The following is a 12,999-nucleotide window of genomic DNA, read 5'->3' as shown; positions in this document are numbered from 1 at the left end:
AGATGGAGCTCACAATCGGAGTTGAACCGATAACCTCTTCCTTACCATGGAATTGCTCTACCATTGGAGCTATGCAAGCAAATAAGAAGAAATAATCCTAAAATAAAGAATAGAAATAGAATAAAAACTCCATAAATAAAAATAATAAAAAAAGTATATGGATAATATTCTAAAAAATATAGCTAAAAAAAAAGCTCTTATCCTAATCCAGTAAAACTGAATAAAGATAAAAGCTAAGTTTAAAAACTGTGCCTTAAAAAGATATAATCTTTTTGAGAAACAATACTCAAAGCTGGCAGCGGCTTACGTTTCCACAAGTGAAACCTGCAGTATTATCAGCGCAGAGATGCTTGACTTCCAGGTTCGGAATGGGACTGGGTATTTCCATCTCGCTATAACCACCAGCAAAATTGAGTATCAAACAAACTTAAAAAAGTTTGCTTTGTACTCAACTCATTGATTGAGTTAAATATATGTTAAAGTCTTTCACAATATGTTTTGAATGGTGTACTTAATAAGATAGTAAACCAAGTAATAAAAATAAGCCAAACGATCTATTAGTACTAGTCAGCTAAACGTCTTACAACGCTTACACATCTAGCCTATCAACCAGCTAGTCTTGCTGGGATCTTCAGGGAAAGTTCATCTTAGAGTTGGCTTCGTGCTTAGATGCTTTCAGCGCTTATCTCATCCGTACGTAGCTACCCAACGATGCTCTTGGCAGAACAATTGGTACACTAGTGGTACGTTCATCCCGGTCCTCTCGTACTAGGGACAAATCTCTTCAACTTTCCTACGCCCACGGAAGATAGGGACCGAACTGTCTCACGACGTTCTGAACCCAGCTCGCGTACCGCTTTAAATGGCGAACAGCCATACCCTTGGGACCTGCTTCAGCCCCAGGATGCGATGAGCCGACATCGAGGTGCCAAACCTCCCCGTCGATGTGAGCTCTTGGGGGAGATCAGCCTGTTATCCCCGGCGTACCTTTTATCCTTTGAGCGATGGCCCTTCCACACAGAACCACCGGATCACTATGACCGACTTTCGTCTCTGTTCGACTTGTATGTCTCACAGTCAAGCTAGTTTATGCCATTATACTCAACTGGCGATTTCCATCCGCCATGAACTAACCTTTGTAAGCCTCCGTTACTTTTTAGGAGGCGACCGCCCCAGTCAAACTACCCACCAGACATTGTCCTAGTAGAGGATAACTCTACGTAGTTAGTAACTCAAATATTCAAGGGTGGTATCTCAAGGATGGCTCCACGTCCACTAGCGTTTACGTTTCAAAGCCTCCCACCTATCCTGCACAAGAATATCCAAGCTACAGTGTCAAGCTGTAGTAAAGGTGCACGGGGTCTTTCCGTCTTTCCGCGGGTAGGAGGAATTTTCACCTCCACTACAATTTCACTGGATCCCTGGTTGAGACAGCTCCCATCTCGTTACGCCATTCATGCAGGTCGGTATTTAACCGACAAGGAATTTCGCTACCTTAGGACCGTTATAGTTACGGCCGCCGTTTACTCGGGCTTCAATCAAATGCTTCGATAAATCTAACATCATCAGTTAACCTTCGAGCACCGGGCAGGCGTCACACCTTATACATCCACTTACGTGTTAGCAAAGTGCTGTGTTTTTGGTAAACAGTCGGGAGGGACTCTTTGTTGCAACCTCGTCCGCTTTTGAGAGTAAATCTCTATACAGAAGTAGGCACACCTTATACCGAAGATACGGTGCTAGTTTGCAGAGTTCCTTAACCAGGGTTCTTCCACGCGCCTTAGAATACTCATCCCACCCACCTGTGTCGGTTTACGGTACGGGCAACAAATAATAAACTTAGTGGCTTTTCTTGGCACGACAGTATCATCGATTCTAAATCTCCTCCGAAGAGTGTCAATAGCCTGTAAGATCTCGGTCTCGTGTATCCCGGATTTGCCTAAGATACGACCTACGTCCTTCGACCCACTATTCCATCAGTGAGCTCGATTAACTCTATGCGTCCCCACATCGCGCTTATTTGTTGGTATTGAAATATTAATCAATTTGCCATCGTCTACCCCTTTCGGACTCGACTTAGGACCCGACTAACCCTACGATGACGAGCATCGCGTAGGAAACCTTGGGTTTTCGGCGAAGAGGATTCTCACCTCTTTTCTCGCTACTCATGCCTGCATGCTCACTTCTATCCGCTCCAACGCTCCTTACCGGTACATCTTCAACGCTGAATAGAACGCTCTCCTACCACTCAATAAATTGAGTCTAAAGCTTCGGTGTACATCTTAGCCCCGTTATATTTTCCGCGCAGAATCACTAGACCAGTGAGCTGTTACGCTTTCTTTAAAGGATGGCTGCTTCTAAGCCAACCTCCTGGTTGTCACAGTAACTCCACATCGTTTTCCACTTAGATGTAACTTAGGGACCTTAGCTGTTAGTCTGGGTTGTTCCCCTCTCGACATAGGATTTTATCACCCTACGCCTGACTCCTATGATTACGCATATAGTATTCGAAGTTTGATAGGGTTTGGTACCGCGGTAAGCAGCCCTAGCCCATTCAGTGCTCTACCCCTATATGTTACTACATAAGGCTATACCTAAATATATTTCGGAGAGAACCAGCTATCACGAAGTTTGATTGGCCTTTCACCCCTATCCACAAGTCATCCGAGCACTTTTCAACGCACACCGGTTCGGTCCTCCACTAGTTCTTACACCAGCTTCAACCTGCTCATGGATAGATCACTTCGTTTCGGGTCTGCAGCATCTGACTAATTCGCCCTATTAAGACTCGCTTTCGCTACGGCTTCGCACTTGGCTTAACCTTGCCAGACACCACAACTCGCAGGCTCATTATGCAAAAGGCAGTCCGTCACCCTGATAAATCATAGGGCTCCGAATGATTGTAAGCTAATGGTTTCAGGTTCTATTTCACTCCCCTCACTGGGGTACTTTTCACCTTTCCCTCACGGTACTTGTTCACTATCGATCTGTAAGTAGTATTTAGGATTAGAGGGTGGTCCCCCTAGATTCAGACAAAATATCACGTGTTCCGTCCTACTCAGGATACCAATAGAGCTATTGAAAATTTCGATTACAGGAGTATCACCTTCTATGCTTTACCTTTCCAGGTAATTCATCTATTTTCTCTAGTCTCATATCTTGGTCCTACAACCCCCTATGCAAGCATAGGGTTTGTCCTAATCCGCGTTCGCTCGCCGCTACTAACGGAATCTCATTTGATTTCTCTTCCTTCGGTTACTGAGATGTTTCACTTCACCGAGTTCGCCCCCTTGCGGGTAACATATATCGCTATATGCTGGGTTGTCCCATTCGGAAATTCCTGGATCAAAGCTTCTTGACAGCTCCCCAAGACTTATCGCAGTCTAGTACGTCCTTCATCGCCTCTTACAGTCTAGGCATCCACCATTAGCCCTTAATAGCTTATTTTAATAAGATAACTCTCGTTATCCTACCTTTGAGAATAAATACATCTCTGTATTTAACCTTGTTTTTGAATAATTATTCCTTGGCTACTATCTTATTAAATACAAAGATTCAATAACATAGTTGTGTCTATCTATACTTTTATTTAAAACTTTCGTTTTAAACATTAATATGATATAAAATTTTTTTGTTTTGTAAATTATTTTCATACGAAAAATAATTTTACGAAAAAATTAAAGACTTTAACAATAAATTTTTAAATAACATTTTGATTCGAAAACCAAATATAAATACTATTTCTTTAGTACTTATATTTGATTTTTTATTTGTTCTTTTCTTTGATTTGTTTTTAGATGGTGGAGATAAGCGGGATCGAACCGCTGACCTCCTGCGTGCAAGGCAGGCGCTCTCCCAGCTGAGCTATATCCCCACGAATTAATCTTTCATATAAGATTATCTAAATCATGGTGGGCCTACCAGGACTTGAACCTGGGACCTCACGATTATCAGTCGAGCGCTCTAGCCAGCTGAGCTATAGGCCCATTTTTCACCTATTTTTTAAATAATCTTTATAAACCGAACATGAACTTACTATTTAAATTATTTGCTAACTTTGTTAGCTTTGGAGTAACTAAACGAATAGTTACTCTCTTCTCTGAAAGGAGGTGATCCAACCGCAGGTTCTCCTACGGTTACCTTGTTACGACTTCACCCCAGTCGCTGAATCCACTGTGGAGGGTAGCTACTTTAGCATCCCCGCTTCGAATGAGTTCAACTCCCATGGTGTGACGGGCGGTGAGTACAAGACCCGGGAACGTATTCACCGTAGCATTGCTGATCTACGATTACTAGCGATTCCAACTTCAAGCACTCGAGTTGCAGAGTGCTATCCGAACTGGGAGGCATTTTTGAGATTTGCTCCACCTCGCGGTATTGCTGCTCTTTGTATGCCCCATTGTAGCACGTGTGTAGCCCTGGACGTAAGGGCCATGATGACTTGACGTCGTCCACACCTTCCTCCTGGTTGCCCAGGCAGTCTCATTAGAGTTCTCACCCGAAGTGTTAGCAACTAATGACGTGGGTTGCGCTCGTTGCGGGACTTAACCCAACATCTCACGACACGAGCTGACGACAGCCGTGCAGCACCTGTATATAAGTTTCTGCAAGCAGACACCAATCTATCTCTAGAAAGTTCTTACTATGTCAAGTCCAGGTAAGGTTCTTCGCGTATCGTCGAATTAAACCACATGCTCCACCGCTTGTGCGGGTCCCCGTCTATTCCTTTGAGTTTTAATCTTGCGACCGTACTCCCCAGGCGGTACACTTAATGTGTTAACTGCATTACTGCTATGTCTAGCATAGCAACAACTAGTGTACATCGTTTAGGGCGTGGACTACCAGGGTATCTAATCCTGTTTGCTCCCCACGCTTTCGCGTCTCAGCGTCAATAATGTTCCAGTAGATCGCCTTCGCAATCGGTATTCCTTCTGATCTCTACGGATTTTACCCCTACACCAGAAATTCCATCTACCTCTCCCATATTCTAGATTAACAGTTTCAAATGCAGTTCAATGGTTGAGCCATTGGCTTTCACATCTGACTTATTAACCCGCCTACACGCTCTTTACGCCCAGTGATTCCGAGTAACGCTTGCACCCTCCGTATTACCGCGGCTGCTGGCACGGAGTTAGCCGGTGCTTATTCATATAGTACCGTCATTATCTTCCTATATAAAAGGAGTTTACGCTCCGAAAAGTGTCATCCTCCACGCGGCGTTGCTGCATCAGAGTTTCCTCCATTGTGCAATATTCCCCACTGCTGCCTCCCGTAGGAGTCTGGACCGTGTCTCAGTTCCAGTGTGACTGATCATCCTCTCAAACCAGTTAGGTGTCATTGCCTTGGTGAGCCATTACCTCACCAACTAGCTGATACCGTACAGTCTCATCCTAGAGCTATAAATATTTCCCTTGCAAACTTATGTTTTAAAGGCATATAGGGTATTAGCGTTCGTTTCCAAACGTTATCCCCTTCTCTAGGGCAGATTAACTATATATTACTCACCCGTGCGCCACTTAGCTGACAACTATAGCAAGCTATAGTCCGTTCTCGTTCGACTTGCATGTGTTAAGCACGCCGCCAGCGTTCACTCTGAGCCAGGATCAAACTCTCCATAAATGAATTGTTTGAAACTGACAATTTTTGTATTTCTACAAAATCATCACTCAAAAGTTTCTAATCTTTTAATAGACTAGAGCTTAATAGACAAGGATATGTTTTACCATATTCTTGTTAATAATTTATCAATATGTTTTATTTACTACTTACATATTATAAGTAGTTAAATAGTATCTCATATTCGGTTTATAAAGATTACTCTTACAAACCTTAAGTTGTTAAAGAACATCAATCCCATCGGCTCTTCATCAATCACTTTTGATGTCGTTCCTCTGTTTTTGGACGGGAATTATAATAGATTTTTTCTCTCTTGTCAAGGGTTTTTTCTTAGTACTGGCTTAAATTCTTAATTTCTTTTGCTTTTACTATTTATTTATATATGTAAATCCATTATTTGCTTCTATTATTATCTCTTTAAAGTCCTTGTTTTCCGAGATTAACTTGATTTTACACCTATTTTCTATTTCATACTCTTTATATTCATTTTCATATGCACTTAATCTTGAATATACTTTCCCTTCATTTCCAAATGATATTTGTCCTATACTTTTTCTTCTATTACAGCTTATCTTTATCTCTTTTATCTCATACTCTTTTGTTAGCAATACATATTTACTTCTGTTTTCTTTATCTTCACATCTATTTGTTGAATAAATTCTTTTATTTGTTAATGGATCTTTTAATGTTTCATTAAAATTTGGATGGCCAGTTTGATTAATATCACTATATATAGAGTAATATATGCCTCCAATATCTTTATTACATCTAAAAAACTTCAATGTCCATCTACTTTTGTGCCATAAATTATCATTTGATTCATATTTATTATCTATTAAAGCTTGATATCTTGTTTCTTTCAAATAAAGTAGTAGTCTATTTGTCGCGTCATTGAGTTTGTTGTTTTGGATTTTAATGTTTATGTAGCTTCCTATTATTGTTAATATTAAAATTACAAATATTAATTCAATAAGAAAAAAGGCTTTTTTCATTAGTTTTTTATAATGTAAGCTGTTTGTATTATTTTTCCATAATAGGATATTGGTAATTTTAAATCATAAAAATACTGTTCTTTTGTACTAATGTAATATTTATTACCTTCATCAATTCCATAAAACTTTAATCTTAATATTAATTTTTCATCTTCACTGTTTACTTCATTGATATTATTCATTTTTAATTCAACAGATAATTCTTTCACCAAATTATATTTATAAGCAAAATGTTTTTTTGGATTTTCTAATATTAAATATAAAGGTTTATTTACAATTGTAAGAAGAACATTTACAAATAAAACAAAAATGACCAATATAGCAATGTTATTATGTCTATATCTAAATTGTGGAAGCCGAACTCGAACTGTATGAAAAAATATTTTTACCATATAAGGTAAGAATATAACTACAAAAGGCGCATAGTCCTCAATATAAATACGTTGTCTAAAAGAAAATAAAAGAGAAAATATTAATGATGTAGTAGATATGTACCAAACTATTGTTCTATCATTTTTTATTCCACTCCTATATATAGAGTAAAAAAAGTATATGAATAATAAAGGAGAAAAAATTGAAGCGTATATAGCAAAAGTATCAACTAAAAATCCTCTTGGTTTACCTCCTGTATCAAATCCATAGATTCCCATTGATAGACCAAAAAGAACTAAAGATATAACTAATAGTTTATTATCCTTTTTATTTAATGAATAAAAGAACAAAGATAAAAAGAAAATTGCAAAAGAATTATCTATAAACAAAAATAAAACGAGTAATATGTAAGAATGTTTTTTAACACTTTTATAATAGTATATATATAATAAAGTAAAAAAGGTAACTACTATAGCACTATTTACTAAAATAGAGGCACTTAAAAGTCCAGGTAAAACCATAAATATACTTATGGATATTAATCTATCACTCTCTTTTTTAAAAAAATCTTCAGTAATTTTATACATTAAAATTACTGATAGAGTATAAAATATTATAAATGGCAGTCTTAAAGCAATATCATTTTGACCAAAAATATATATTGAACTATTTGTAAGAATCGTTAATAATGAATTATTCACAAACACATTAAGTGCTTCTTTATAAGAAATACTAAGATTATTTGCTGTGTATAGTAAAATAGATAATACTATAAATAGTATACTAGGAAATAAATATTTATATATATTATCTGTTAGTTTCATAACTTTAAAAAATTATCAATAATTTTAAACCCATGCTCACTCATGATAGATTCAGGATGAAATTGAACACCGTAAATATCTTTATCTTTTATTTCTAAAGACATTATCTCATTATCATCCATACTTACTGAAGTGGGAACAATACAACTTGGTAAGTTCTCCTTTTTAACCGTTAAAGAATGATATCTTGTTTGAGTAAACTCTTTTGGCAATTCATTAAATAGAGTTGTATCATTCGTAATTTTAATTTTTGAAGTTTTTCCATGCATCATATTTTTTGCACGAATTACTTCACCCCCAAATACCTGCGCGATACTTTGATGACCTAAACAGATACCAAATATTGGTTTTTTATCTGCAAAATGTTTAATAACATCTAAACAAATTCCTGCATCATCAGGAGTTGCTGGACCAGGAGAAATTATAATCTTCTCAGGATTTAACTTTTCAATTTCTTCTACAGTTAATTCATCATTTCTAATAACTTTTAAATCAGCTCCTAATTCTAAACAATATTGAACAATATTATAAGTAAAGGAGTCATAATTATCTATCATTAGAATCATTATTTAATTCCTCTTCAAACTTCCTCATTCCTGCATTAATTTCCGAATATTGTTCTGAAGTAATAGTTTCATCTTGAAACCACTTAACTTCATCGATTTGTCCCCCATAGTCTGCACCTAATTTTTCAATCTTCTCAGAAAACTCTTCTAAATTATTACAAACTTCTACTCTATTATCTACAGTATCTGTCAATTCAATAAACCAATCGTGAGGACCTTCTCCTCTATTTTTTATTCTAGCTTCAAATATAACACTCATAAAAACACCTTTAAATTTTAAAAAAGTTATTATAGCAATATTACAATTAAATTGTATTTTTTATCTCTAATAACTTTATAAATTATTTAGAATAACCTATAGAAATACCATTAAATAAGCGATGTTAAGTTTTTTAATTTTATATTAAAAAACTTAAATAATTTTATAAAACTTAAGATATACTTGCTGAATGAATTTATCTAAACTGTTAATTATTCTTATTTTATTAATGTCAAATATTACAGCAAAAAATCTAGAAAAAGTTTCTATTCAATTAGATTGGCTTCATCAATTTCAATTTGCAGGTTATTACATAGCAAAAGAGAAAGGCTATTTCGAAGATGAAGGTTTAGATGTAAATATAAAAGAATTTAACTTCAATGTGAATTTATTAGACGATGTTTTAAATTTTAAAAGCGAATATGCAATAGGAAAATCATCATTAATAATTGATAGATTAGAAGGTAAGCAAGTTGTATTATTATCTGCTATTTATCAAGAATCACCTATGGTATTAATTTCACTTAAAAACTCAAATATTAATAAGCCTACTGATTTAAAAAATAAAAAAGTGATGTTAACTCCTGATGCAAGATCTACTGCGAGTATTAACTCTATGATTATATCTCAAGGTTTAAAACTTAAAGATATAAATTTTCAGCCTCACTCTTTTAAATTAGAAGATTTAATAAATGGAACAACAGATGCAATGGGTTGTTATATTTCTAATGAACCATATATCCTAAGTAAAAAAAATATAGATTTTACAATACATAATCCAAGTGATTATGGATTTGATTTTTATGGAGGATTGCTATTTACATCAAAAGATGAATTAAATAATCATCCATCACGAGTAAAAGGTATTTATAAAGCAACACTAAAAGGTTGGGAATATGCTTTTAATAACATAGAAGAAACTTCAAAATTAATTTTTGAAAAATTTAATACTCAAAAAAAATCTTTAGACTCTTTAATTTATGAAGGTTACGCTCTAAAAAAGCTAGCTCAATATGACAAGGGATTATTAGGAAAAATAGATCTTGAAAAAATAGAAGAAATAAAAAGATTATATTTATTATTAGGATTAAAAAAAGATGCAATAAATTTTAGGTTAGATGATTTAATTTATGACGTAAACAAAATAGCTCTAAGTAAAGAAGAAAAAGACTATTTAAAAGATAATCCTATCACACTTTTAAGTAACTCTAATTTTCCTCCATTCACAATAAAAAATGATAAGATAATTAGTGGTATAGAATTAGATTATTGGAATATAATTACAAAGAAACTAAATATAAAAAAGAATATTAATATCATTGAAGAAAGCTATGAAGCAGTTAAAGAGATAAAAAATAATGTTAATTATATAAAATTTGCCTATTCTAGTAATGATTATACTAAAAATACCACTACTACTAAGTCTATAACAAATATAAAAATTGGATTAGCCACTTTAATAAATAAGCCATTTATTTCTGATATAAGTGAATTAGACAATAAAAGAATTGCAATTTCAAAATATTCAACTTTATATAGCCTATTTAAAAATAAATACCCAAATATTAATTATGTAGAAGTTGATGATTTTGAAGAAGGCTTAAAACTAACTTCTCAGAAAAAAGTTTTTGGATTGATTGGCAAACTACCTAGTTTGTCTTATGCTATAACTCAAAAAAGCTTAACAAATATGAAAATTTCTGGTACCTTTGATGAAAAATTTAAAATGAAACTTCTTCTAAATAATGAAAATGAAATTTTAAAAAATATTTTAAATAAAGCAATATATACAATTAAAGATGAAGAAAAATATAAAATAAAAAATAAATATTATTCAGTTATATATCAAACAACAATAGATTATTCATGGCTTTATAAAATAGTTGTTCCTTTGTTAATAATTATAATTATTGTAATAATAAGTAATAGGAAATTAAATAAAGAAGTAAAAAAGCGTAAAATAATAGAAGAAAAGCTACATAAAGTTGCAAATGTAGATGCATTAACAAATGTCTATAATAGAAGAAAAATAGAATCTTTATATAATAGAGAATTAATTAGAGTAAAAAGATATCAAAGAGAATTATCAATAATTTTCTTTGACATCGATGATTTTAAACTAATAAATGACCAACTAGGTCATGCAATTGGCGATGAAGTTCTAATCAAACTTAGTACAGTAGTAAAAAATAATATACGTTCCACAGACTTTTTTGGAAGATGGGGTGGAGAAGAATTTGTAATTATCTTACCTGAAACTAATAAAATTAAAGCAACAAATGTTGCTCATATACTAAAAGAAAAAATTTCTGCAACTGATTTTAATATCGAGAAAGAAGTTACTTGTAGTTTTGGAGTTTCTCAGTTCGAAGAGACTGATTCAGGAGACTCCTTATTAACTAGAGCAGATGATGCAATGTATTATGTAAAAAGAAATGGGAAAAACAATGTAAAAGTAGTATAAAATACTACTTTTACAATTATAGTTGATACTGTTTTATAAGTTCATCACTTACATCTAAAATATTTCTATCTCTAAGACTTTGAAGAACCTCTTTTGTACAATCAACATCATCAGGCCATCTTCTTTCAAAGTTATCAAAACTATTTTTATTTGTACCATCTAAACAAAGAGTATTAGAATTTATATAAATATCTCTATTTGAGTCTATATTATTAACAACTCTCCAAACTAACATATATGTATTCTCAACATCATTTTGATTTGCTGCATCTACAATGATTAATATTTTTATATTTTCATATAGAGGTTTTAAATCCTCAAATAAATCTTTTTGGCTTCTAGTTTTATCTACAGTGATAACTGTAACTGGATTTTTTGTATTCGTAAAGTATTGTTTTAAATCTTTTACTTCAGAAGTAATAGTTTGCATTTTAGATAATAATTCAGCATCAGATAATAAGTTTATACCTACTTCAGCAATCTCATCACCTGTACAATCAAGACCAAGCTTTCCACCAACAGCAAATTTAGGAGATGAATGATCAAGCGCATCAACAACACCTCTTGTGATCATTAAATCGTCTATATCTATTCTATTTAATATATATTCTGTAACTGCCTCATGCTCGGTTAAATCTGGTGCATCTTCATTTACAAAAATTGCATGTTTTACAAAGGACATTTGCCCTACTCCCCAAAAGGCATGCATCATCTGTTGTGCATGTCCAGGATAAAGAGTTTTTATTTTTGCTAAAATTAGATTATGAAAAACTCCATTTTCTGGCATATAATAATCTATTAAATCAGGAGCAGTTGTTTTTAGTAGTGGTAAGAAAATTCTTTCTGTTGCATGTCCCATATATTTATCTTCTAAAGGTGGTTTACCCACAACTGTTGCTAAGTAAACTGGATCTTCTTTTGTAGTAATTGCACTTACTTCCATAAATGGATACTCTTCTTCAAGAGTATAATAACCAGTATGATCACCGAAAGGACCTTCAATTCTTAATTTACTAGGGTCAACAAAACCTTCAATAATATAGTCATTATCTTTTGGAACATAAATATCATTTGTAATAGATTTTACCAGTTGAGCGTTTTTATTTTTAACAAAACCATACAACATAAGTTCAAAAATACCTATTGGTAAAGGAGCTTGTCCACACCAAATATACATGGGGTCTCCACCAATACCAATTGATACTGGCATTTTTTTACCAGCTTTTTTATATTCATGGAAAAAGTGATTTGAATCTTTATGAATTTGCCAATGCATTCCAAGAGTATGATCATCATAAACCTGAAGTCTATACATACCTAAATTTTTCATCTCACCATTAAGTGAAGTTGTATAAACTTGCCCCATAGTAATAAAAGGTCCACCATCTTGTTCCCAAGTAGTTAACACAGGCAAGTCAGAAAGCTTTGCATCTTTTCCTAATTTAATAACTTGTTGACATTCACCTTTTCCTTTTAATTTTTTAGGAATTGTATTTTTTAAACTAAAGAGTTTCCCAAAAGTTGAAAGCTTTTCACTTAAAGTTGTTGGCGGTTTCATTTTAAGAAGGCTTTCTATCTCAGCTCCAATTTTATCACCATCACCAATAAATAGCTTTACTGCTTTTTCATTACAAAATACATTCATCAAAACTGGTTCTTTAAATTTCTTACCAGTTTTCTTATCTACAACATTTGTAAATAAAATTGCTTTTGAATCTTCTTTTTTAACTTCAACATAGGCTATATGAGGTATTTCTAAATAAATATCTAATTCATTATCAATAACTCTTAGTAAATCATGTTTTTTTAATAGTTCTATAGCTTCTTTCATTATCTATCCCAAATTTTTATTATGCTTAAAATATTTGATATTCTATCTTATTTTATATTTTTGCAATATTAATTT

Annotated in this window: 6 protein-coding genes, 3 tRNA genes and 3 rRNA genes; 1 reads left to right on the top strand and 11 read right to left on the bottom strand. The window is 33.5% G+C overall.

Translation table 11 applies throughout. The annotated features are described in order from the left end of the window. Nucleotides 1-3: 3 nt before the first annotated feature. From BT997_RS05925 to BT997_RS05880, 10 genes are all read right to left on the bottom strand, one after another. Nucleotides 4-79 (bottom strand) — tRNA-Thr (locus BT997_RS05925). Between the two features lie 211 nt (nucleotides 80-290). Then, nucleotides 291-406, bottom strand: a 5S ribosomal RNA gene (rrf, locus tag BT997_RS05920). 130 nt (nucleotides 407-536) lie between these two features. After that, nucleotides 537-3,447, bottom strand: a 23S ribosomal RNA gene (locus BT997_RS05915). Between the two features lie 351 nt (nucleotides 3,448-3,798). After that, nucleotides 3,799-3,874: transfer RNA gene (locus BT997_RS05910), tRNA-Ala, on the bottom strand. Between the two features lie 35 nt (nucleotides 3,875-3,909). Then, nucleotides 3,910-3,986 (bottom strand) — tRNA-Ile (locus BT997_RS05905). A gap of 116 nt (nucleotides 3,987-4,102) precedes the next feature. After that, nucleotides 4,103-5,619: ribosomal RNA gene (locus tag BT997_RS05900) — 16S ribosomal RNA — on the bottom strand. The 16S, 23S and 5S rRNA genes sit together here with 3 tRNA genes alongside, the layout of an rRNA operon. Before the next feature lie 365 nt (nucleotides 5,620-5,984). Next, nucleotides 5,985-6,479, bottom strand: a complete 495-nt coding sequence (locus tag BT997_RS05895) for a type II secretion system protein (protein ID WP_258239433.1) — start codon at nucleotides 6,477-6,479, stop codon at nucleotides 5,985-5,987. 128 nt (nucleotides 6,480-6,607) lie between these two features. After that, nucleotides 6,608-7,681: a glycosyltransferase family 39 protein gene (locus tag BT997_RS05890; protein WP_258239432.1), complete on the bottom strand. Its 1,074-nt coding sequence runs from the start codon at nucleotides 7,679-7,681 to the stop codon at nucleotides 6,608-6,610. A 119-nt stretch (nucleotides 7,682-7,800) separates the two neighbouring features. Further along, entirely contained in the window at nucleotides 7,801-8,370 is a 570-nt protein-coding gene (locus BT997_RS05885) for an aminodeoxychorismate/anthranilate synthase component II (RefSeq protein ID WP_072680526.1), read from the bottom strand. Beyond that, nucleotides 8,351-8,629: a hypothetical protein gene (locus tag BT997_RS05880; protein WP_072680525.1), complete on the bottom strand. Its 279-nt coding sequence runs from the start codon at nucleotides 8,627-8,629 to the stop codon at nucleotides 8,351-8,353. Before BT997_RS05880 ends, BT997_RS05885 begins: the two co-directional genes overlap by 20 nt. A 190-nt stretch (nucleotides 8,630-8,819) precedes the next feature. Between BT997_RS05880 and BT997_RS05875 the strand changes: the two genes are divergently transcribed. Further along, a complete protein-coding gene (locus BT997_RS05875) occupies nucleotides 8,820-11,093 on the top strand; it encodes a diguanylate cyclase (RefSeq protein WP_072680524.1) in 2,274 nt (757 codons plus the stop codon). 16 nt (nucleotides 11,094-11,109) lie between these two features. On the opposite strand, the gene BT997_RS05870 is transcribed toward BT997_RS05875, so the two are convergent. Then, nucleotides 11,110-12,924, bottom strand: a complete 1,815-nt coding sequence (locus BT997_RS05870; RefSeq protein WP_072680523.1) for a menaquinone biosynthesis decarboxylase — start codon at nucleotides 12,922-12,924, stop codon at nucleotides 11,110-11,112. Nucleotides 12,925-12,999: the final 75 nt, after the last annotated feature.

The sequence above is a fragment of the Arcobacter sp. LA11 genome (genome assembly GCF_001895145.1).
Lineage (GTDB): Bacteria > Campylobacterota > Campylobacteria > Campylobacterales > Arcobacteraceae > Halarcobacter.
Note: the sequence above shows the minus strand (reverse complement) of the source record. Positions and strands in the feature narration are given on the sequence as shown.

Excerpts from the sequence above, each read along its gene's own strand:
- BT997_RS05885 (WP_072680526.1), bottom strand. The coding sequence starts at position 8,370 with ATGATTCTAATGATAGATAATTATGACTCCTTTACTTATAATATTGTT.
- BT997_RS05880 (WP_072680525.1), bottom strand. The coding sequence starts at position 8,629 with ATGAGTGTTATATTTGAAGCTAGAATAAAAAATAGAGGAGAAGGTCCT.
- BT997_RS05875 (WP_072680524.1), top strand. The coding sequence starts at position 8,820 with ATGAATTTATCTAAACTGTTAATTATTCTTATTTTATTAATGTCAAAT.
- BT997_RS05870 (WP_072680523.1), bottom strand. The coding sequence starts at position 12,924 with ATGAAAGAAGCTATAGAACTATTAAAAAAACATGATTTACTAAGAGTT.